The sequence below is a fragment of the Corallococcus sp. AB011P genome, from assembly GCF_003611605.1.
Lineage (GTDB): Bacteria > Myxococcota > Myxococcia > Myxococcales > Myxococcaceae > Corallococcus > Corallococcus coralloides.
In genome coordinates this window covers 483,389-505,633 of record NZ_RAVX01000002.1, presented here as the reverse complement: position 1 = coordinate 505,633, position 22,245 = coordinate 483,389, and the positions used below count along the sequence as shown (strand labels likewise).

Genomic DNA, 22,245 nt, shown 5'->3' with positions numbered 1-22,245 from the left:
CGCCTCACCCGTGGGCGGCGGGATCCAACATCCACTGCGTGTTCGTCACGTGCGACGCGGGCAGGGACATGTCGCCCGCGAGGATGCGCCGCATGGCGTCCCGCTTGCCCTCGCCGGCCACCAGCCCCAGCACCGCCCCCGCGCCCTGGAGCACGGGGAACGTCAACGTCATCCGCCACGGCGGCGGCTTCGCGCTCTGCTCCACCGCGAGCACCCGCCGCGTGCGCTCCCGCAGGGCAGGGTGGCCGGGCATGAGGCTCGCGGTGTGGCCGTCCTCGCCCACGCCGATGAGCACCACGTCCAACTGCGCGGGAAGCGTCTTCTCGTAGTCGTGCGCGGCGGCGTCGCGGTCCGTGCGCTCGCCCTGCATGCGGAACACCTGCGCGTCCGGCAGCTTCAGCGGCTCAAGCAGCGACTGCTTCACCAGCAGGTAGTTGCTGTCCGGGTGGTCCGGCGGCACGAAGCGCTCGTCCACGAAGTACACGTCCACGCGCTCCCAGGGGAGCTTGTGGTCCGCGAGCATCCGGTACGCGGGCTTGGGCGTGTTGCCGCCCGACAGGGCCAGGCTCACGCGGGCCTTCGTCGCGAGCGCCTTCTCCAGCTCTCGCGCCATCCAGTCCGCGGCCTCGCGGGCGAACTGGTCCGGGGGGACGACGAGGGGCTGGCTCATAGCGTGGACCACCGCCGGCCATTCTTCGCGGGCAGCGCGTCCGCGGCGTCGGGTCCCTTGCTGCCCTTGGCGTACGTGTGGACCGTGCCGCCCGCGTCCGTCTCCAGTGCCTGGAGGATGGGCGTGATGTAGCCCCACGCCTGCTCCACGCTGTCCTGTCGCGCGAAGAGCGTGGCGTTGCCGCGCATGCAGTCCAGGAGCAGGCGCTCGTACGCCTCCGGCACGGGCTTCTTGAAGCTCTCCGCGTAGTCCATGTCCATGGTGACGCCGCCGATGTTGACGTCCTCGCCGGGAATCTTGGACTCGAAGGACAGCGCGATGCCTTCGTGCGGCTGGATGCGCAGCGTGAGCACGTTGGGCTGCAGCCGCTGACAGGTGGCGCCGCCGCCGCTGAACAGGCCGATGGGCACCGACTTGAAGTGGATGGACACCTCCGTCAGGCGCTTCTTCAGGTTCTTGCCCGCGCGCAGGTAGAAGGGCACGCCCTGCCAGCGCCACGAGTCGATGTTCATCTTCATGGCCACGTACGTGGGCGTGCGCGAACCCTTCTTCACGCCCTTCTCGTCCTGGTAGCCCTCGTACTGGCCCACCACCACGTGCTGGGGCACCTCGCCGCCTTCAACGGGGCGCAGCGCGCGGAAGACCTTGTTCTTCTCATCGCGGATGTCCTCCGCGGCGAAGGACACCGGGGGCTCCATGGCGCATAGGGCCAGCACCTGGAGCAGGTGGTTCTGCACCATGTCCCGGATGACGCCCGTCTCGTCGTAGAAGCCGCCGCGGCCCTCCACGCCAATGGCCTCGGCCGCGGTGATCTCCACGTGGTCGATGTGCTGGCGGTTCCAGAGCGGCTCGAAGATGGCGTTGGCGAAGCGGAACACCAGGATGTTCTGCACCGTCTCCTTGCCCAGGTAGTGGTCGATGCGGAAGATCTGCTTCTCGTCCAGCGCCGAGCCCAGCGTCTTGTTGAGGGCCTTCGCGCTCTCCAGGTCGTGGCCGAAGGGCTTCTCGATGATGAGCCGGCTCCAGGGCTTCTCTCCCGGCTGCTCCTCGCGCTTGATCAGCCCCGCGCCGGAGAGGCTCTGGATGATCTGCGGGAACGTGGAGGCCGGCGTGGCCATGTAATAGAGCTTGTTGCCGTCCGTCTTGTGGCGCTTGGAGATGTCCTGGAGCTTCTGGCCCAGGCGCTTGAAGGCCTCCGGGTCGTCGTAACCGCCGCAGGCGACCTCGATGGTCTCCGAGAAGCGCTTCCAGGTGGCCTCGTCGAGCGGCTGCGTGCGGGCGAACTTCTTCAGGCCCTCCTTCACGTGCTCGCGGAAGGACGCGTCCTCCAGCTTGGAGCGGCTGAAGGCGACGATGGCGAAGTGCTCGGGGAGCAGGCCGGAGCGGGCGAGCTCGAAGAGGGCGGGGAATAGTTTGCGTTCGGCCAGGTCGCCCGTGGCACCGAAGAGGACCAGGGTGCAGGGGTCCGGGCGCCCCGCGCTGAACACCGGTTCGCCCTCACGGGGATGGGTTTCGATGTGCACTCCCTGCGCGTCCATGCGGTTCTCCCTCCGGGTTCGCCGGGCACCTTAAGGCGCTAATCTGGCGGCCCTGCAAGCGCATTGCAGGAGAATGATGCGGGCCTGACGTCTTGCCTGCCCCGGCGCTCGGGTGCTCCGTCGGCTTCCCCCAGGCTCCGCTCGAACTCCTTCGGAGGGCGCGCGGGCGGCCGGGCCGGCGTGAGCTGGCTGCCTGGAACGTGGTACTCCTGGCGGACCGGACGCCTCCGGCGTCGCGCTGAACGGAAGCTCCTTCTCTCGCATGCGCTACGTCGTCTCGCTGTGGTTCTTCGCACTGTTCCTGGTCACCGCGCCCCTCCTCTTCACGTTGGGCGCGGTGTTGTTCGTGGTGGCGTACCCGTTGGATCCGAACCGCCAGTGGCTGCACGTGCTGGTGTGCCGGTGGTGCTACGGGTTGTGGCTGCACGCGTCCCCCGGCTGGAGCGTGCGGGTGGAGGGACGGGAGCTGTTGCCCAAGGGGCCGTGCGTCTACGTCGTCAATCACCAGTCGTTCGCGGACATCCTGGCGGTGATGGGGCTGTTCACGCCGTACAAGTTCGTGGCGAAGGCGTCGCTGTTCCGCACGCCGCTGGTGGGCTGGATGATGACGCTGCTGGGCTATGTGCCCATCGTGCGCGGCAGCTCCACGTCCATGGAGCAGCTGTTGGGCCCGTGCCGCCGGTGGCTCCGCAAGGGCATCCCGGTGCTCATCTTCCCGGAGGGCACGTACTCGCCGGGAGAGTTGCTGCCCTTCAAGCGCGGGGCGTTCCAGCTGGCGCTGGAGGAGCACGTGCCGGTGGTGCCTGTGCTGGTGCGCGGCACGCGGGAGCTGGTGGATGGGGATGGGCCGTGGATGAGCCCTCGCGCCACCGTCACGGTGCAGGTGATGCCGGCCTTGCCGCCGGAGACGTTCGGGCCGGATTCGGCGGCGCTGGCCACGCGCGTGCGTGAGCAGTTCGTGGAGGCGCTGGCGCGGGTGGGCTGAAGGAGCACGGACGGGGTAGCGTCAGGGGCATGCGCCACCTGCTCCTGTGCTGGCTCGGGGTCTGTCTGTCTTCCACTGCGTGGGCAAGAATCCCCTTGCCGGAGGCGGGAATCCCCGACCCCTTGCGCCTGGTGTTGTCCGAGTCGTCGCTGAGGGTGGTTGAAGGGGGCACGGCGTCCATCCACGTGTCGTTGTCCGGCCACCTGTGGCCCGGCGGCCCGGGTGAGTCGCTCACCGTCACGGTGGCGCGGACGGACGGCGACGCGGACCTCACGGTGCGGGAAGGAGCGTCGCTCACGTTCGCCCCGACGAACTGGGACCCCCAGGAGGTGGTGCTGGCGGCCGCGAAGGACGCGGACAACGAGGACGGCACGGCCATCTTCACGGTGTCCGCGCCGGGCCTGGAGTCGCTCACCTTCGTCGTGACGGAAGCGGATCAGGACCCCCTGGCTCCGGTCTTCACCCCCGTGCTGGTCCCCCAGGCCGTGGTGGGTGTCCCCTATCGGCTCGCAGTGCACGCGCGGGGACGGCCCGCGCCGACATATGCCCTGCGCACCGCGCCTCCCGGGATGAGCCTGGATGCGCTGGGCAACCTCACGTGGACGCCTTCCCAGCTGGGGGCGGTGGACGTGGTGGTGGTGGCGAGCAATGGGCAGCAACCCGATGCGGAGCTGTCCTTCCGGCTCGTCGTGGGGACGGATCAGCCCCCCTCTGCGCGCATCACCGCCCCGCTCTATGACGAACGGCTGTCAGGGCGCCTTGCCGACTTCACCTGCGAGTGCATCGACGACGTGGGTTGCGTACGCGCGCAGTTCCGGGTGAATGGTGTGCCCCTGGTGACGCGGGAGGGCCCGGGCCCCATCTATTCCGTGGGGGGTTGGGACATCTCGGAGCTCACGCCTGGAGGCTATGTCCTGCAGGTCTTCGTGACGGACTCGGCAGGACACGTAGCCGAGGCGGAGGCCGTCAGGGTGTTCGTCGACGGTCCCGGCCCGGACGCGGGAACGGCGGTGGATGGTGGGCCCATCGTGGTGGGGGACGAGGGCGACGACATCATCGACCCCTGGAGCTGCGACTGCGCGACCACCGGGTTGGCTCCGGCGGTGTGGATGGGGCTGGGGCTGCTGGGGCTGCGCGCCCGGCGTCGCCGGGTCTGACGTCGTACCGGGTGCCGCGAAGGCTCAGGCGTGCTCGGAGCCGGGCAGCTCTTTGTCCAGCGAGGCCTCCGCGTGCGGCGGGGCCTCCACCGCGTTCGTCGCGGGCAGTGAGGGCGCGGCCTCGGAGACGGCGCGGGCCAGGTCGTGGGGCGCGCGGATCAACGCCTCCAGCGCGGCGGTGCTCGCGGGGACGCCGCGCTGCTCCACCTGGAGCCAGCCGCCCTTGATGCTCACGCGGCGGTGGCCCTTCAGGCCCAGCAGGCGCTGACGCACGCCCGGATCCAGGATGATGGGACGCGCTTCCGGGGACAGCCCCTCCACCTGGAAGGCCGCGTCCAACTCCGAATCGCCCAGCGCCTCTTCGCGAGGCGTGGCGGCGCCGGGAATCTTGTCCTCGGGGCGCTCGTGCTCCAGCAGCAGGTCCGCGGGCAGCGCGCCCTCCAGGTCCAGCCGCAGCACCGTCACGGTGTGGCGCTTCTTGCTGCTCGCGCCGCGCTTGCCCGTGGCCAGGAGCAGCGTCCGCCCTTGGTAGCGCCCCTGCACCTCCATCCGCCGCTCCGCGATGGAGAGGCCGTGCGCCTTCGCGAACGCCTCCCACGCGGCGCGCTGGCGGCGCTTGAGCTGGAACAGCGTGGCGAGGACCAGGACGCCCAGGACGAGCAGGGACGCGAGGATGCCGAGCGGGGAGAAGACACCGGAAAGCATGGCGGCGCATTGTGCACTGGCCTCGCGGCGCGTGGTCCATCAATCCGATCGCGGATGCACCTCCGTGCGCCGGGCAGGCTTGCTGCATGGGTGCGTGGACCTGGGGAAGGAACGCCGCGCGAGCGCAAACGTGTGGAATTCCGTGTGTCTCGCGCGGACCGTGCGCTCGCATGGCGCAGGGCCCCCATGCCACGGGTGTGCCCTCGCGGGTGGGCCTCGGCCGCATGCGGAGGCTCCGTGGCGCGTGGGGTGGGGAGGATGGGACGCGTCGGGCAGGCCACGGATGCAAGCTCGCGGAATGACACCCTTTTTCGACAATGTCAGAGGGGGCGGGTAAGGGAGCGGGGGCTCGCCGCTTGGAGTCGGGGATGGGACCGGGGGAGGCTGCCCGGCCCGCACCCGCCACCGGGCCACGAGGGAGGGTGAACGCCGGATGCGCCTGCTGCACACGTCGGACTGGCACCTGGGCCACACGCTGTATGACGTCTCACGCGAAGTGGAGCACGCCGCGTTCCTGACGTGGCTGTTGGACACGCTGGAGTCCCAGGAGGTGGATGCGCTCCTGGTGGCCGGGGACATCTTCGACACGGCCAACCCCAGCGCGGAGGCGCAGGCGGCCTGGTACCACTTCATCGCGCGCGCCCGTCGCACGCTGCCGAAGCTGGACGTGGTGGTGGTGGGCGGCAACCACGACTCCGCCGCTCGCCTGGACGCGCCGGATCCGCTGTTCCACGCCCTGGGTGTGCGCGTGGTGGGCGGCCTGCCGCGCCACCGGGGTGGACTGGAGATGGAGCGGCTGGTGGTGCCGGTGCACGATGCGCGCGGGAAGGTGGGCGCGTGGGTGGCGGCGGTGCCGTACCTGCGGCCCTCGGACCTGCCGTCCGTGCCGGACAGTGAAGGGGACCGGTTGGTGGAGGGTGTGCGCTCCGTGTACGCGGAGGTGCTGGAGGCGGCGCGCAGGCGGCGCCGGTCCGGGCAGGCGCTGGTGGCCATGGGCCATTGCTACATGACGGGCTCGGAGCTGTCGGAGCTGAGCGAGCGCAAGATCCTGGGCGGCAACCAGCATGCGCTGCCGGTGGAGCTGTTCCCGGAGGACGTCGCGTACGCGGCGCTGGGGCACCTGCACAAGGCGCAGCGCGTGGGTGGCCGCGAGGGCGTGCGCTACAGCGGCTCTCCGCTGCCGCTGTCGCTGTCGGAGGCGCACTACCGGCACCAGGTGCTGGTGCTGGACGTGGAGGACGGAGTGCTGACGCAGGTGCGCCCGCTGACGGTGCCGCGCACCACGGACATGATGCGGGTGCCCGCGCGGGACGCGGCGCCGCTGTCGGAGGTGCTGGAACTGCTCGCGGCGCTGCCCGCGTACGAGGCGGAGGCTCCGGAGTCGATGCGGCCGTACCTGGAGGTCTGCGTGTCGCTGCCCCGGCCGGAGCCGGCGCTGCGTCACAAGGTGGAGAAGGCGCTGGAAGGGCGGGCGGCGCGGCTGGTGAAGCTGACGCCCTTCTACACGGGCACGGGCGGGGCGCTGGCGGACGTGCGGCCGGGGTTGTCGCTGCGGGAGCGCACTCCGGAGGACGTGTTCCTCGCCCGGTATGCGCGGGACTTCAAGGAGGCGCCCTCGCCGGGGTTGCTGGAGTCGTTCCACGCGCTGCTCACGCAGGTGCAGGAGGACGCGTCGTGAAGATTCTGGCGATTCGCGGCAGCAACCTCACGAGCTTCGCGGGGGACTTCGCGCTGGAGCTGGACCGGGCGCCGCTGGACCGGCTGGGGCTGTTCGCCATCTCCGGCGCGACGGGGGCGGGGAAGAGCACGCTGCTGGATGCGCTGTGCCTGGCGCTGTTCGACCGCACGCCCCGGCTGGGCGGGCCCAGCAAGGTGCTGGTGGGCCGGGCGGACGAGGACGAGGAGGCGCGGCTGTCCGCGTACGACGTGCGCGGCATGCTGCGGCGCGGGGCGGGCAAGGGCCACGCGGAGGTGGACTTCCTGGGCAAGGACGGGCGGCGCTACCGGGCGCGGTGGAATGTGTGGCGTGCTCGCGAACGCGCGGAAGGGCGCTTCCGGCCGCAGGAGCTGAGCCTGACGGACGTGGCCTCGGGGCAGCTGTTCGGCCGCACCAAGGGCGAGGTGCTCCACGCGATCCAAGAGCGGCTGGGGCTGTCGTTTGATCAGTTCCGGCGCTCGGCGCTGCTGGCGCAGGGGGAGTTCGCGGCGTTCCTGCGCGCGGACGCGAACGAGCGCGCGGAGCTGCTGGAGCGGATGACGGGCACGGAGGTGTACAGCCGCCTGTCCATCGCCGCGCACGAGAAGAACGCGAAGGAGCAGGAGGAGCTGAAGCGGCTGTCGCTGGGGCTCGCGGCCATCGCCCTGATGTCGGACGCGGATCGCGAGGGCGTGCGCGCCCAGCTGGGCGAGGAGGAGGCGGCGCGGGTCCGCGAGGAGACGCGGTCGCGCGAGGCGGAAGCGGCCCGGTCCTGGTACGCGCAGCGCGCGGAGTTCGTGGGGCAGGAGCAGCAGGCCGAAAGCGCGGTGGCCCGGGCGGAGTCGGAGCGGGAGGCGGCGGCGCCTCGCGAGGCGCTGCTGGAGTCGGTGCGCGCGGCGGAGGGCTTCCGCGCGGTGGTGTCCGCGGTGGAGGCCGCGGAGCAGGGCTGCGTGAGGGCGGAGGCCGAGCAGCTGGAGCGGGCCTCGCAGGCGGAAGCGGCGCTCGCGGCGGCGGCGGCGCAGCGGCAGGTGCGGATGCAGGCGGAGGCCGCGCGGGCGGCGGCGCTGGATGCGGAGGCGTCGGTGCGTCCGGCGCTGGAGGAGGCCGCGACCCTGGACACGCGCCGCGCGGAGGCGGAGCGCGAGGCCCGTGAGGCCGCGGAGCTGGCGACGCAGTCGAAGGCCGCGGAAGCGTCGGCTCGCGATGCGCTGGCGCTGGTGCAGACGGCGGAAGCAAAGGCCCAGGTGTTGGTGGACGCGGCCGACGCGTGGCGCACGTCGCATGCGAGCTGGGAGTCCCTGGCCACGGAGTGGCCCCGCTGGCAGCGCGAACTGGAGCGCTTCGCGGGAGCGCTGAAGGACGAACAGTCGGCGGGCGCGGACGCGGACCGGCTGGGGAAGGACGCGGACCGCCTGGGCAACGAGGCCCAGGCTCGCCGCGAGGAGCACCAGGGCGCGGTCGAGTCGGAAGCGCAGGCGCAGGCCCTGGCGACGCACGCGGAAGCCGCGCTGGGCGAGGATGGCGGCGCGGCGCGGCGGGCGCTCCGGGATGCGCTGCTGTCGCGACAGGACGCGCTGGGGGCCCTGGCGCTCGCGGGTGAAGGCGCTCGGGCGGAGGGCACGGCGGAAGGTGACGCGGCGGCGGAGGTGAAGACGCATCGCGAGGTCTCCCAGCGCGCGGCGGAGGAGGCGAAGGACGCGGCGGCGCGGCGGGCGACGCAGGAGGCGATGCTCCACGAGGCGCGCCGTGCGCAGTCGCGCGCGGAGGCGACGCAGGGGTTGGCCTCGCACCGGGCCGCGCTGCATGAAGGTGAGCCGTGTCCACTGTGCGGCGCGCTCGAACATCCGTATGCCCGGGAGGCCTCCGCGCTGGAGGGGCTGGTCGCGGAGGCCGCGGCCCGGGTGCTGGAGCTGGAGTCGGCGCGCGATGCCGCGGCGAAGCAAGAGGGCGCGGCGAGCGTGCGGCAGGCGACCGCGGACACGGCCGCGACCCAGGCCGAAGCCCGGCGCGACACGGCGGCCCGCAAGCGCACCGCGCATCGTGATGCCTGGCGCGCGGCTCGCGAGCGGTGGGCCCGCGTGGAGCACGCCGCACAGGATGCCCGTGCCGCTGCATCACCCCCTGAGGACGCTGAGGACTCCACCGCGCAGGCATGGATCCGTTCCGCTCAGGAGGACGTGCGCGCGCGGCTCGCGACCCTTCGTGACGAAGAGGCTTCCGCGGAAGCCCGCGCCAGCGCCGCGCGCGAGGCCCGGGCCCTGCTGGAGACCCGGCGCACCCGGCGCGAAGGCGCGGCCGATGCCCTTCGCAAGGCCGAGGACGCTCAGTCCCGCGCGTCCCAGTCCCACCGGGATGCACTGCTTCGCCGGGACACCGCCCGCGATGCCCGCGAGCGCGCCCTCACCGAAGTATCCCCTCCGTTCGCCAGCGAGGAGGTCACCTGGAAGGACAAGCTCGCCGCGGACCCCGCGCGCTTCCAGGGCCAGTGCCTGGCGCGCGTGACGAAGTGGCGCGAGAAGCTCGCGGAGCTGGAGACCTCGCGCAAGCGCCTGGAGGAGCAACAGGGCCTGCGTGCCCGTGAAGAAGTCCGCTTCCAGTCCCGGCACGAGGACGCGGAGACCGCCACCCACCGCGCGGGCCTCAAGGACGCGGCCTTCCAGGATGCGTCCAGGGCGCGCGCCCGGCTGCTCCAGGGCCGCCCCACACAGGAGGTGCGCGCGGAGGTCCAGGCGCGCATCGACGCCGCCCAGTCCACCTACGAGCGCGCCCGCGAGGACTCCGAAGCCCTCCAGCAGGCGGAGAAGGTGGCCACCGCCCGCGCCGAGGACGCCGTGCGCCTGCGCACCGAGGCCGCCCGCGCGCTCGACAGCGCCCAGGCCGTCCTCGCGGAACGCCTCGCCGGTCACGGCACCACCCTGGAGCAGCTCAAGGCCCTGCTGTCGCGCGGCGCCGCCTGGTGCGACTCGGAGGCCCGCGCGCTCAACGCCCTGCGCGAGTCCGTGGCCCAGGCCCGCGCCGTCCTCGTGGAGCGCCGCGAGCGCCGCGTCCGCCTTGAGGCCTCCGGGCTTCCCTCGCTTGCGGAGGCAGACGTCGCGGAGCTCTGCGAACGCCTGCGCACCGACGTGGAGGTGCGCCGCAGTGCCGAGGCCCTGCTGCGCGCGAAGCTGGACACCGACGACACCGCCCGCGCTCGCCATGGCGCGGAGGCCCGGGCCCTGGAGCTTCGCCGCGCCGACGCGGAGGTGTGGAAGACGCTGGGCGACCTCATCGGTTCGCACGACGGAAAGAAGTTCAAGGTCTTCGCCCAGAGCCTCACCCTGGACGCGCTGCTGCTGCACGCCAACGCGCACCTGCGCGAGCTGGCCCGCCGCTACCGCCTGGAGCGCGTGCCCGGCCACGACCTGGACCTCCAGGTGGTGGACGGCGACATGGGCGACGAGGTCCGCAGCGTGGCCAGCCTCTCCGGCGGCGAGAGCTTCCTCGTGTCGCTCGCGCTCGCGCTGGGCCTGGCCTCGCTGTCGTCGGAGACGACGCAGGTGGAGACCCTCTTCATCGACGAGGGCTTCGGCACGCTCGACCCGGAGACGCTGGAGGTCGCGCTCGCCACGCTCGACGCGCTCCAGGCCACCGGCCGCCAGGTGGGCATCATCTCCCACGTGAGCGGGCTCGCTGAGCGCATCGGCGTGCAGGTGCGCGTGGTGAAGCAGGGCGGCGGCCGCAGCAAGCTCGTCGTCGAAGGCGACGCGGGGATGGTCGTGCCCTCGGATCAGCAGGTGGCGTAGCTCAGCCCGTCACCGGCTCCGCGCCCATCAGGCCGCGCACCACCGCGGCCACGGCCAGCGGCGTCGCCACGCGGTCGTCGCTCAGCGCCGCCAGCGCCCGCGCGAACTGCTCCGCGGAGGAGAAGCGCTGCGACGGGTGCGGCGCGAGCGCCCGGTCCAACACCAGCGCCAGCGGATCCGACACCTCCGGCGCCACCATGCGCACGGGCGTCAACCGCAGGCCCCGGATGGAGGCCTCCACCTCCTCGGACGTCCCTTCCTCATAGGGCGACTCCAGGGACAGCAGCTCGTACAGCAGCACCGCCGCCGCCCACAGGTCCACCGCCACGGAGACCTCGCCCGCCAGGAGCTCCGGTGAGCGGTAGTTCTGCTTGCCCACCCGCCGCAGGTCCACCTCCAGGCCCGCGCGCGAGCGGGCCACGCCGAAGTCCGCCAGCTTCACCTCTCCGCCGCGCGACAAGAGCACGTTGTGCGGAGACACATCGCAGTGAACCAGCGCCAGCGGCAGGCCCTTGGAGTTGGTGGCCTTGTGCGCGTACGCCAGCGCCTCCAGCACGTGGCGCACCATCATCACGGAGATGTCGATGGGCAATTCGATGCGCCGGCGCCGGCACTGCGCCAGCACGCGCCCCAGGTCCGTGCCGTCCACCAGCTCCAGCGCCAGGTAGGGCCCGTCCGCCAGCTCGCCGTACTCCCGGAAGCCCACGATGTGCGGATGGTCCAGGCACCGCGCCAGCTCCCCCTCGTGCAGGAGCTGCTCGCGCGCCTCCGGGTCCCGCAGGCGCTCCGGTCGCACGCGCTTGAGGGCCATCTCCTCCCCCGCATACGGCCCCTGGAGCATCCGCGCGCGGAACACCTCCGCGTTGCCGCCGCGCCCCAGCCGCGACAGCAGCTGGAAGCGGCCCAGGTCGCGCGGCCACTCGGGTGTCTTGCCTTCCTCCAACGTCACGCCTTCTCTCCGGCCAGGCTTGCCAGGTACCCGTCCAGCGTCGCCGAGAAGGTGGCGTCGTCGCTCAGGAAGGCAAGCCCCACGCCTCCGGTGTACTGCTCGTCCACCACGTGCACCACCAGCGCCTCGCCCTGCAGCCGCTGGCCGTTGGGCAGCTTCACGTCCACGGTGACGACGCTGTCCTGCGGCGGGCGGTGCGCCGTGCGCACGAAGAGTCCTCCGTTGCTGATGTTCAGCGCGTGCTCGCGCACGAAGTCCAGCTCCGTGCGGAACTCCATCTCCAGCTTCACCGCGAAGCGCCGGGCGCGGCGCTGGGATTCATCACCAGAGGGTGCGGGTGATGGCGCGGGGGACGGCGCGGGCGGATCCGACGGCGATGACTCCTCGGACGGTCCGGTCTCCGGCGCGACCCCGCCTCCGGTGGGAGCGGCCTGGGGCGCGGGCGGTGCCTCGGATGGCGGCGGAGCCTTCGGCGTGGACGGGGCGGGCAGGGGACCTCGCGCGGACAGGGCCTCCAGGTGCTGCCGCAGCTCCTGCGCGGCCTGCGTGCGCTCATTGCCGGCGAAGGGCGTGCCGCCCGACAGCGTGCGCGAGCGCAGCGCGTCCCGCTCCGCCTTGGGCAGCCGCCACAGCTCCACGAACGTGCCGCCGCTCTTGCGAACCTCCTCGCCCAGCCGCTCCACCGCCGCGCGCGGATAACCGGGCACCTCCACCTTCACCTCCAGCGCGCCGGCCTCGTCGCGAAACGCCACCACGAGCTGCATCGACTGCGCGGACGGCAAAAGCGCGCCCAGGCCCTCCACGACGGCTGCCGCCATCTCAGGCGAAGCCGCTTCCCCCCATACCGCCGCAAGACCGAACACAGGCACGGGGCGGACGATAACCGAGCCCGCCTGGCCTCCGTAAAGACAGTGCAGCCGGAAACAGGCGACAGAGGTGAACGCCGAGTTTACGAATCGTGATTCCACCTCCGTCCCAGGGCGCACCTACATCGGAATCAGGCGCGCATCCCTCTATGCTGAGTCAATTCTCCGTCCCCCCTTCCCGGAGTGCTGACCCGTTATGCGCAATTGGATCCGACTCTTCTCCGGCACACTGCTTGCCGCCACGCTCATGGCGGGCTGCGGCGGCAGTGACCCGGACCCCGGCCCTGATGATCCCACCCCCACCAACGACGGAGGTCCCGGCGGCTCCGACGCCGGCTCCGACGCCGGCTCCGACGCGGGCTTCGACGCCGGCTATGTCGAGGACGCGGGCGTCATCATCGACCCGGACCCCGACCCCGGTGAGGTCCCCGTCAACCCGTATGATCCGGACAACGCCACGAAGGACTCGGACTGCGACGGCCTGACGGACCAGGAGGAGTTCTCCACGGTCTACGCCGGCGGCCTGAAGACGCACCCCGGCCGGCGCGACACGGACGGCGACGGCATCCGTGACGGCGTGGAGGTGGGCCGCACGAGCAGCGTGAACCCCGCGTGCTCGTTCTACGCGGACCAGGACCCCACCACGCGCACCTCGCCGGTGAAGGCGGACACGGACGACGACGGGCTGCCGGACGGCCTGGAGGACGCCAACCGCAACGGCAAGCGCGACCTCACGGAGACGGACCCCAACACGGCGGACTCCGACGGTGACGGCATCGCGGACGGCGTGGAGGACGCGAACAAGAACGGCTCGGTAAGCCCCGGCGAGACCGACCCCCGCCTGCGCGACACCGACGGCGACGGCCTGCCGGACGGCCTGGAGAAGCAGTCGGGCACGGATCCGCTCAAGCCCGACTCGGACGGCGACACCTGTTCGGACGGCGCCGAGGACGTGAACAAGAACGGCAAGGTGGATCCGGGCGAGACGGATCCGCGCAAGGCGGACTGCAACGCGGCCGTCCCCGACGCGGACTTCGACGGCATCCCGGACTCCGTCGAAGTCGCCACCGGCACCAATCCGAACAACGCCGACACGGACGGCGACGGCGTGGCGGACGGCGTGGAGGACACGAACAAGAACGGCCGCGTGGACTCCGGTGAGACCGACCCGCGCCTGACCGACACCGACTGCGACGGGCTCCAGGACGGCGCCGGCCGCAACGGCTTCCTCGGTGAGGACCCCAACTCCAACGGCCAGGTGGACCCCGGCGAGACGGACCCCACCAACCCGGACACCGACGGTGACGGTCTGCTCGACGGCGTGGAGCGCGGCGTGACCACGGCCGCGGCCCCCCCGAGCGCTGGCTGCAACTACGTGGGCGACGCGGACCCGACGACGAAGACGGACCCCAACAAGGCGGACACCGACGGCGACGGCATCCCCGACGGCGCGGAGGACTCCAACCAGAACGGTAAGGTGGACCCCGGCGAGCTCAACCCGCTGGACCCCAAGGACGGCGCGGGCACCACGCCCGCGGGCAAGGCGTGCAGCGTGCAGAACCTGCGCACGGTGACCTTCAAGGAGGACAGCGGCGCGGACATCCGGCTCGCGCTGCCCAACACCTTCAAGGCCGCCAACCTCCTCAACCTGAAGGCCAACGGCCAGACCGTGGGCGTCATGGGCTATGACGACACGAAGCAGGTGACGTTCATCGCCTACAAGCGCGGCCAGGTGGGCTCGTCCTCCACGCCTTCGACGGACGAGTCGGGCATCCGCACCGGCACGGCGCTCCTGTCTCCGGCGGACGTGGAGTTCACGCAGACGTTCACCACCTGGGACGGCTTCCCCGCGGCGGTCTCCCGCTACGCGCTCGCCGGCACGACGGAGCTGAAGGCGTTCACCAACTCGCTGGCGCGCCAGCTGGTGCCCAACAGCACGGAGACGCTCGGCGGTACGGCGGGCATCAACGGCCCGTTCAAGATCCAGGCGCAGTACGTGCACCGCTCCAACCAGAGCGTCGTGGTGGTGCTCGCCATCACGCCGGCGGCCCGCTACAACGAGGCGGGCAGCATCTTCACCACGGCGGACACGGCGGGCGGCTCCGCGCTGGCGCAGTTCGGAGACGCGGACGCGGTGCAGTGCGAGGTCTTCACCGGCAACACGGCCGTGGTGGACTTCCTCTTCGTGGTGGACGACTCCGGCTCCATGGCGTCGTCGCAGACGTCGCTGGCGAACGCGGGCACGGCGGTGGCCAACAAGCTGGGCAACGCGACGCTGGACTGGCGCGTGTCCATGGTGACCACCAGCTACACGGTGGGCAACAGCGCCAACCGCAACGTCATCCGCCCCTTCACCACCAACATCGACCAGTTCAAGGCGTGGCTGACCCAGAACGCGGTGTGCAACAACAACGTGTGCGCGGTGAAGGGTGGCACCACCCAGAACCCCACGTACACGCCGCTGCCCAACACCGCCTGTACGGCCAACACCAACTGCTGGGTGGCCCTGGGCGGTGACGGCAGCGAGCGTCCGCTGGAGGCCGCTCGCAAGGCCATCAACGACATGGCCGCGTCCACGGGCGGCCCGGAGACGAAGATCCGTCCGGGCGCCAAGGTGGTGGTGGTCATCCTCACGGACGTGAAGGACCAGTCCACGGACACGGTGGCCAACTACTCCGCGTACTTCCTCAACAGCGGCACCACGGCCGGCACCACGAGCAACCCCACGGGCCAGCGCATCCAGGTGCACGGCATCATCTGCCCGCCGGACGGCGGCCAGTGCTACTCGGGTGAGGACAACACGAACCCGCGCCACCTGGAGGTCATCCAGGCCACGGGCGGCGTGTCCGGCAGCATCCGGGACAACACCTCCATCACCAACACCATCAACGCCATCGTGGACAGCGTCATCGCGTCGGTGGGTTACCGCACGCTCAAGCCGCCGATTGGCGCGTCGCTGAAGGTCGCGGTGGAGGCGGTGGTGGATCCGGGCATCTGCCCGAGCATCGGGGACCTGCCGCGCAGCCGCACCAACGGCTTCGACGTGGACGGCATCAACCGCACCGTGTCCTTCTACGGCGCCTGCCGTCCGAAGGAGTCCGGCAAGACGCAGGCGGCGCTGTCGTACCGCTACTGGATCGACCGCACGGCCAAGGCGGACGGCAACCCGCCCCCGTGCGCGTCCGACACGACGTACTACGACCCGAACGACCCGGACTTCTGCAAGGGCAAGCTCGCCTGCAACCGCACCACGGACAAGTGCGAGTGCCCGGCGGACTGCGGTGACACGGCGCCCCCGGGAAAGGTGTGCAACACGGACCGCGCGGTGTGTGACTTCACCTGCGCCCAGGACTGCGGCGGCACGTGCGGCACCTTCGAGACGTGCAACACGGGCACCTGCTCGTGCAGTTGCGTGCAGTCCGCGACCTGCGCGGCGGGCTACAAGTTCGACAACAACGCCTGCGGCTGCGTCTGCGACACGGGCGCGCTCAACTGCGGCAACGCCTTCGGCGCCAACGCGGAGCTGTGCGCCTGCGTCTGCAAGTCGGACTGCGGCGGCTGCGCGCCGGGCTTCACCTGCAACGTCAGCTCGTGCGTCTGCGAGAAGCCCATCGGCTAGGCCGGAATGAAAACGCGCTCCCGGTGCCTCATGGACCGGGAGCGCGGCGCTGAATCCGAAGCCCCCGCTCCGCGACGCCCCCTCAGGGGGGAAGCGGGCCGGGGGCTTCTTCTTTCCCCAGGATTACTTCGCGGCCAGATTCGGAGGCGCGCTGGCGGCGCGGTACACGGGGTAGAGGCCCAGGCGCTCGTCCCAGGTCGGGTGGCGCTCGGCGAAGAAGCGCAGGCGGGCGCGCGGGTCCTTGGCGAAGCCCGCGTCCTTCAGGCGCTCCTGGAACGCGGCCTTCACGCCAGCGTCCTTCGCCAGCAGCTCCCGGGCGTAGGGCTCCAGCACGTAGTCCTCGATGTATTCCTTCTGCTCGAAGTGGGCGTTGAAGAAGCCCCACGTGAGCAGCGAGTCCGGCCCCGCGGGCTCGAAGAGGTGCGCCACCAACTGCACGTTCTTCTGCGCCACCGGCACGTAGAGCGTCCCCACGGGCAGGTCCTGCGTGTCCGGCTTCCACTCACCCTTCGCGGTGAGGCCCTGGTGGCCTTCGTTGGTGCGCACCTGGAACTGGAAGTCCTTCGAGTGGAACGACTCCACCTTCGCCGCGGGCACCGCGCGGGTGAGGCGCTGGAACGCGATGCCGTGCGCGGCCAGCTTCGGCGCGACCCACGCGGCGTGCGCGGCGGACACCAGGTAGCCGCCCTCGGGCAGCTTCGTGGTGAGGGCGGGCTCCACGTCCGGCAGGTACGGCACCTTCCACGTCTGGGGCTGCGTGTCGTCGTAGCGGATGTACGGCTGGCCGGAGATGTCCGACGGCAGGCGCTCATAGGCGTAGCCCTTGAACGCAATGGCCTCACGCTTGGACGTGTTCTTCCAGCCGAGCACCACCTCGCGCACCTGACCGGCCACGGCCTTCTGGTCCTCCGTCTTCACGGCGGCCTGGAGCGCGGCGCCGTCGCGGGCCACGAGCTTCAGGAGGCCCTCCAGCACGTCGCGGGTGGCCTTCACGCGCTCGGCGTAGTTCTTCCAGGAGTGCGTCTCCACGAGCACGCCGAAGCGGTGGTGGACGGACCAGAAGGCATGGCTGAAGCGCGGCGGGGGGACGCCGTAGGCGAAGCCGCTCGTGGGGTCGTCGTCCACGATGAAGGACGGGTAGAAGCGCAGCGGCTGGTGCCCCTGGGCGGTGAGGCCGGTGAAGAGCTCGTCCACCAGCTTCGTGCCCAGCTCGCGCAGCGCGAGCGGGCCGGACTTCTGGGGCTCCAGGCCCACGGACACGTCGGGTTCGAACTTCGCGCCGTCGGTGACGTGCAGGTCCACGTAGACGAGCGGGTCCCACGCGTTGAGGTACTTCAAGAGCAGCACCATCTCCGGCGCGTCCGCCTTCACGTAGTCGCGGTTGAGGTTGAGGTTCTGGGCGGTGACGCGGAAGCCCATCTCCTCCGGGCCCACCTGGTTGGGGCGGTGGTTGGGGTTGAAGCGCTCGTGGCCGTCCACGTTGAAGACGGGGACGAAGACGGCGGTGACACCCTTGAGCAGGTCCGGCACGGACGCCCGGTTCTGGAGCGCGTCACGCAAGAGCCAGTAGCCCGCGTCCTTGCCGTCGATTTCACCCGCGTGGATGCCGCCCTGGAAGAAGACGACGGGCCGCCCCTTCTTGCGCGCCGCGTCCGCGGTGAGCGTGCCGTCCTGGCTGACGACGAGCGCCACCATGGGGCGGCCCTCCGGCGTGGTGCCCAGCGTGTCGCAGCGGGCCTTGCCGGGGAACGCCTTGGGGAAGGCGCGGCAGAGGCTCTCTGCTTCCGCGTAGCGGCCGGTGCGCTTCCAGCCGCTCTGCTCGGAGACGGTGGTGAGTGGGGGTGGGGCCTGCGTGAGGACCAGGGCGGCGAGGGTGGGCAGGAGCATGCCCGCTTGAGACCACAAGCCCCGCCAGCGCTCAACCGTGCCGCACGGTGTGTGTGCCGCCCACGGGCAGCACGTGCACGCGGTCGCGCGGCCAGCCCCGGCGCAGCCACTCCGCGTCCAGGCGGGCGGGAGGCTCGTCCAAGGGCTCGTCCGTGAGCTTGAACGTGCCCCAGTGCATGGCGAAGAAGGCCATCGCGCCCAGGTCCTCGAAGGCCTGCACCGCCTCCTCCGGGTTCATGTGCTGCAGCCGCATGAACCACGCGGGGTCGTAGGCGCCAATGGGCAGGAGTGCCGCGTCCAGCTTGGGGAACCTGGCGCCAATCTCCTTGAAGCCCTGGAAGTAGGCGGTGTCGCCGGAGTGGTAGACACGCGCGCTCGAGCCCTCCACCACGAAGCCGCCCCAGAGCATCTGGTTGGCGTCGTGCAGGCCGCGGCGGCTCCAGTGCTGGGACGGCACGTAGTGCACGCGCACGGGCCCCACCTGCGTGGACTCCCACCAGTCCAGCTCATGGAAGGGCAGGCCCTGGCCCTGGAACACCGGCGCGTGGCCCAGGCCGGTGACGATGCGGGCGCCCACCTGCTTGAGCGTGGGCAGGTCCAGGTGGTCGTAGTGGTTGTGGGACACCAGGCTCGCGTCGATGCGCGGCAGCTTCTCCACCGGCACGCCGGGCGGCACGTTGCGGCGGATGATGACGTTGATGGAGTCGCGCAGCACCGGGTCGATGAGCAGCGACACGCCATCCAGCTGCACCAGCCAGCTCGCGTGGCCCAGCCACGTCAGGCGGGCGCCCTCTCCCGGGGCGGGCGGGGTGGCGAGCACCGCCAGGTCCGGCTCCACGTGTGGCACGACCGCGCGCGCGGGCGCGCTGCGGCGCTTGCCCGCGAGCTTGTCCGTGACGGCCCACTTGAAGACGCGGGTGAAGGCCTGCGGTCCGCTGCCATCCAGGTTCTTGAAGCGCATCGCCATGAGTGGCTCCTGGCAACGGGTGTCCCCCAAGGATGGGCCCGCGCCGCCTCGGGCGAGTCATGCTCGGCCGGAGGGGAGGGGCGCAAGGGGAATGCGGCCCGGACCGCCTGGGGAGGACATGCGGAGGGCGCGGGCGAAAAGGGGCGCGCGCCGTATAAGAGGGCTTCCCATGGGACCTGTCTCCGGCACCACGACCCGCAGGGTGTTGCTCGCGTTCGGCGCGCTGGTGGCGCTGTTCGCGGCGGCGTCGGGCTATGCGCTCGGCCGGCTGGCGGACATCCACGAGGGCACGCGTGCGCTGCGCGAGGTGGGCGGCCGCGCACGGGAGGCGCGTGAGTTGGCCACGGCGGTGAGGGACCAGTACGCGCACCTGGCGCACACCATCATCCTGGGCAACGACAGCCACCGGCGCTTCCACACCGAGGCCCGCGCCCGCGTGGAGGCGCTGACGCGGCGGCTCGCGGAGCACGCGCGCGACGCGGACGAGCGCGCGGCGGTGGCGGACATCCAGGCGTCGGGCGACGCGCTGGACACGCTCTACCGGGACACGCTGCTGCCCGCGGTGATGGCGAAGGACGCGGGCGCGGTGGAGGCGGCGCATGGGCGGGCGCTGGAGTGGGTGTCGCGCATCCAGGCGCGGGCGGACGCGCTGACGGCGGACTCGGACGCGTCCATGGAGGCCTTCGAGTCGCACGTGGGCGCGGTGGAGCGCGACAGCTTCCGCTGGGCGCTGCTGCTGTTGGGCGGGGCCACGTTGTTCGCGGCCGGGGTGGGCGTGTACATCGGCAACGCGGTGGCGCGGCTCGTCCAGCACGAGAAGCTGGCGGGCATTGGCCGGCTGGCGGCGGGCGTGGCGCATGAAATCAACAACCCGCTGGGTGTCATCCTCGGGTACGTGCGGCTGTTGCAGCGGCGGGCGGAGGGCTCGCTCGCGGAGGACCTGCGCGTGGTGGAGGAGGAGGCGGTGCGCTGCCAGGACATCGTGGAGGGGCTGCTGGACCTGGCGCGTCCGGGCCGAGGGCCTCGGGAGCCGGTGGCGCTGCGCGACGCGTGCGAGGAGGTCGTCTCCCGCCTGCGTGAAGCCACGCGCCTGGGCACCGTGACGGTGGACGTGCATGGCGAGGGCACCGCGTGGGCGCAGGCGCCCCGGCTGCGGCAGGTGCTGCTCAACCTGGTGAAGAACGCGGCGGAGGCCGCGGGCGAGGAGGGAAGGGTGGAGGTGCGCATCGCGGTGGACGCGGACGGGAGCGCTCGCGTGGCGGTATCGGACTCGGGGCCCGGGGTGACGCCGGAAGCGCGGGCGCGGCTGTTCGAGCCCTTCTTCACCACGAAGCCCTCTGGCACGGGGCTGGGGCTCGCGGTGAGCCAGGCCATCGCGGAGGCGCACGGCGGCCGCATCGACGTGGACACCGGGGCCCTGGGCGGCGCGCGCTTCACGCTGTCCCTGCCCGTGCCGTCGCGTGAACAGGAGGCGGCGGCATGAGCGGCGCGAAGCCTTCGGTCCTCGTCGTGGACGACAAGGAGAACATGCTCAAGCTGTTCGCGCGCATCCTCGGGGACGCGTACGCGGTGACGACCGCGCCCGACGGGGTGCAGGCGCTGGCCCTGGTCTCCGCGCGCACGTTCGACGTGGTCGTCACGGACATCCAGATGCCGGGCGCGGACGGCTTCACGGTGCTGCGCGAGGTGAAGCGGCGCGCACCTGAGACGGAGGTCGTCCTCGTCACCGCCTACGCGAGCATCCCCAAGGCCGTGGAGGCCATCAAGGACGGCGCGTACGACTACCTGTCCAAGCCCTTCGACCCGGACGAGGTGGCCCTGGTGGTTGCCCGCGCCCTGGAGCGCCAGCGCCAGCGTCGCGACGCACAGGGACTCGCCGCCCGCGTGGCGCGCATGCCGGACTTCCACGGCCTGCGTGGCACCAGCCCTGCGTTGCAGAAGACGCACGCGCTGCTCGCGCAGGTGGCGGCGCGCGACCTTACCGTGGTGCTCACCGGCGAGACGGGCACCGGCAAGGAGCTGGCCGCCCGCGCGCTGCACCGCGAGAGCCCCCGCCGCGACAAGACCTTCGTCGCGGTGAACTGCGGCGCGCTGCCGGCGGAGCTGGTGGAGAGCGAGCTCTTCGGCCACGCGAAGGGCGCCTTCACCGGGGCGACGGGCGCGAAGGCCGGCCTCTTCGAGGAGGCCCACGGCGGCACGCTCTTCCTGGACGAGGTGGGCGACCTGCCGCTGCCCGTGCAGGTGAAGCTCAACCGAGCGCTCCAGGAGAAGGAGATCCGCCGCGTGGGCACCACCACGCCGGTGACGGTGGACGTGCGCGTGGTGGCGGCGACGCACCGGGACCTCGCGCAGGAGGTGGCGCAGGGGCGCTTCCGCGAGGACCTCTACTACCGGTTGGGCGGCGTGACGGTGCGGATGCCGGCCCTGCGCGAGCGGCGCGAGGACATCCCGCTGCTCGCCATGCACTTCCTCACGGCCGCGAACCGGCCGGAGCTGGAGGGCTTCACGCCCCAGGCGCTCCAGGTGATCACCGGCGCGCCGTGGCCGGGCAACGTCCGCCAGCTCCAGAACGCGGTGGCGCGCGCGGCGGCGGTGGCGACCGGGCCGCGCATCACCCCGGAGGATCTGCCCCCGGAGCTGGGGGTGTCCGGTGCCCCCGCGCCTTCCGTGGCTCCGTCCGCGGAGGCCCTGGCGAAGCAGCCCTACCGTGAAGCGGTGGACCGTGTGCGCGATGCCGTGTCGCGCGACTACCTCACCGCGCTCATGCAGGAGTTCTCCGGCAACGTCACCCACGCGGCTGAGCGCGCGGGCATGGAGCGCGAGAGCCTGCACCGCCTGCTCAAGCGCTACGGCGTGCGCACGGAGGACTTCAAGCGCGGCGACTGAAGGCCGCTAGCGGGACGCGTGCTCCGCGAGGACCTTTTCCAGCTCCTGCGCCTGCGCCCGGACATCCTCGTCCGGGGACTTCGCGGCCCGGGCCGCGTGCGCGCGTGCCTGCGAGGGCTCCGTCTTCGCCAGCGCCATGGCCAGGGTCAGGTTCGCCTTGTCGTGGTCCGGCTGAGCGGCCAGGACGGGCTTGAGGATCTCCACTGCCCGTGCGTCCTGCTGCTGCTCCAGGTAGAGCATGGCCAGCGTGTAGGCCGGCTCCGCCGCCGTGGGCTCCCGGCGCAGGGCCTCTTCCAGGAGCGTCAGCGTGGCGACCCGCTGCTTGCGCTCGTCCAGCGCGTGCGCCAGCCCGGTGAGCTCCTCGATGGAGAGGTCCGCCTGCTTCCTCGCCCGGTCCACGAGGTTCAGGGCGCCCTGCGCGTCGTCGGCGCGCAACTGTTGGATTTCATCGAGGTACGCGTCGCTTCCCATGCAGTCCTCCAATGCGCCCCGCGGCGCTTTGAGCGCATTCTGCGTGACTTCGCGTGCGGATCCGCAA

Annotated in this window: 15 protein-coding genes; 7 read left to right on the top strand and 8 right to left on the bottom strand. The window is 71.7% G+C overall.

The window, feature by feature from the left end:
• Positions 1 to 4 precede the first annotated feature (4 nt).
• Positions 5 to 670: a 6-phosphogluconolactonase gene (gene pgl, locus D7X30_RS07290; protein WP_120562118.1), complete on the bottom strand. Its 666-nt coding sequence runs from the start codon at positions 668 to 670 to the stop codon at positions 5 to 7.
• Positions 667 to 2,208: a glucose-6-phosphate dehydrogenase gene (zwf, locus tag D7X30_RS07285; protein ID WP_120562117.1), complete on the bottom strand. Its 1,542-nt coding sequence runs from the start codon at positions 2,206 to 2,208 to the stop codon at positions 667 to 669. The genes pgl and zwf overlap by 4 nt, the downstream gene beginning before the upstream one ends.
• Before the next feature lie 262 nt (positions 2,209 to 2,470).
• Between zwf and D7X30_RS07280 the strand changes: the two genes are divergently transcribed.
• A complete protein-coding gene (locus D7X30_RS07280) occupies positions 2,471 to 3,193 on the top strand; it encodes a 1-acyl-sn-glycerol-3-phosphate acyltransferase (RefSeq protein WP_120562116.1) in 723 nt (240 codons plus the stop codon).
• 95 nt (positions 3,194 to 3,288) lie between these two features.
• The gene (locus tag D7X30_RS07275) at positions 3,289 to 4,350 is read left to right on the top strand and encodes a hypothetical protein (protein ID WP_120562115.1); all 1,062 of its coding nucleotides are present in this window, start codon (positions 3,289 to 3,291) and stop codon (positions 4,348 to 4,350) included.
• 24 nt (positions 4,351 to 4,374) lie between these two features.
• On the opposite strand, the gene D7X30_RS07270 is transcribed toward D7X30_RS07275, so the two are convergent.
• Complete coding sequence (locus D7X30_RS07270) at positions 4,375 to 5,055, bottom strand: hypothetical protein (protein ID WP_120562114.1); 681 nt, start codon at positions 5,053 to 5,055, stop codon at positions 4,375 to 4,377.
• Between the two features lie 433 nt (positions 5,056 to 5,488).
• Here D7X30_RS07270 and D7X30_RS07265 point away from each other — a divergent pair, with 433 nt between their 5' ends.
• Together D7X30_RS07265 and D7X30_RS07260 are read left to right on the top strand one after the other, a co-directional pair.
• Entirely contained in the window at positions 5,489 to 6,733 is a 1,245-nt protein-coding gene (locus D7X30_RS07265; protein ID WP_120562113.1) for an exonuclease SbcCD subunit D, read from the top strand.
• Positions 6,730 to 10,533, top strand: coding sequence for an AAA family ATPase (locus D7X30_RS07260; RefSeq protein WP_120562112.1), 3,804 nt, complete (start codon positions 6,730 to 6,732; stop codon positions 10,531 to 10,533). The genes D7X30_RS07265 and D7X30_RS07260 overlap by 4 nt, the downstream gene beginning before the upstream one ends.
• A 1-nt stretch (position 10,534) precedes the next feature.
• On the opposite strand, the gene D7X30_RS07255 is transcribed toward D7X30_RS07260, so the two are convergent.
• Together D7X30_RS07255 and D7X30_RS07250 are read right to left on the bottom strand one after the other, a co-directional pair.
• Positions 10,535 to 11,482: a serine/threonine-protein kinase gene (locus D7X30_RS07255; RefSeq protein WP_199724198.1), complete on the bottom strand. Its 948-nt coding sequence runs from the start codon at positions 11,480 to 11,482 to the stop codon at positions 10,535 to 10,537.
• On the bottom strand, positions 11,479 to 12,300 hold the full coding sequence (locus D7X30_RS07250; RefSeq protein WP_233591434.1) for a TIGR02266 family protein: 822 nt from the start codon (positions 12,298 to 12,300) through the stop codon (positions 11,479 to 11,481). Before D7X30_RS07250 ends, D7X30_RS07255 begins: the two co-directional genes overlap by 4 nt.
• Before the next feature lie 244 nt (positions 12,301 to 12,544).
• Here D7X30_RS07250 and cglD point away from each other — a divergent pair, with 244 nt between their 5' ends.
• Positions 12,545 to 15,967 carry an adventurous gliding motility lipoprotein CglD gene (gene cglD, locus D7X30_RS07245; RefSeq protein ID WP_120562110.1) on the top strand — a complete coding sequence of 1,141 codons (3,423 nt, stop codon included), beginning with the start codon at positions 12,545 to 12,547 and terminating at the stop codon, positions 15,965 to 15,967.
• Between the two features lie 123 nt (positions 15,968 to 16,090).
• On the opposite strand, the gene D7X30_RS07240 is transcribed toward cglD, so the two are convergent.
• A complete protein-coding gene (locus D7X30_RS07240; protein WP_120562109.1) occupies positions 16,091 to 17,854 on the bottom strand; it encodes a M14 family zinc carboxypeptidase in 1,764 nt (587 codons plus the stop codon).
• Positions 17,855 to 17,885: 31 nt separating this feature from the next.
• On the bottom strand, positions 17,886 to 18,821 hold the full coding sequence (locus tag D7X30_RS07235) for an MBL fold metallo-hydrolase (protein ID WP_120562108.1): 936 nt from the start codon (positions 18,819 to 18,821) through the stop codon (positions 17,886 to 17,888).
• Between the two features lie 169 nt (positions 18,822 to 18,990).
• Here D7X30_RS07235 and D7X30_RS07230 point away from each other — a divergent pair, with 169 nt between their 5' ends.
• Both D7X30_RS07230 and D7X30_RS07225 read left to right on the top strand, forming a co-directional pair.
• A complete protein-coding gene (locus D7X30_RS07230; RefSeq protein ID WP_120562107.1) occupies positions 18,991 to 20,304 on the top strand; it encodes a sensor histidine kinase in 1,314 nt (437 codons plus the stop codon).
• Positions 20,301 to 21,707 (top strand): sigma-54 dependent transcriptional regulator, encoded by a 1,407-nt coding sequence (locus D7X30_RS07225; RefSeq protein WP_120562106.1) that lies wholly within the window; start codon positions 20,301 to 20,303, stop codon positions 21,705 to 21,707. The genes D7X30_RS07230 and D7X30_RS07225 overlap by 4 nt, the downstream gene beginning before the upstream one ends.
• Positions 21,708 to 21,713: 6 nt before the next feature.
• Here the strand turns inward: D7X30_RS07225 and D7X30_RS07220 are convergent, their stop codons facing one another.
• Positions 21,714 to 22,178: a tetratricopeptide repeat protein gene (locus tag D7X30_RS07220; protein WP_120562105.1), complete on the bottom strand. Its 465-nt coding sequence runs from the start codon at positions 22,176 to 22,178 to the stop codon at positions 21,714 to 21,716.
• Positions 22,179 to 22,245: the final 67 nt, after the last annotated feature.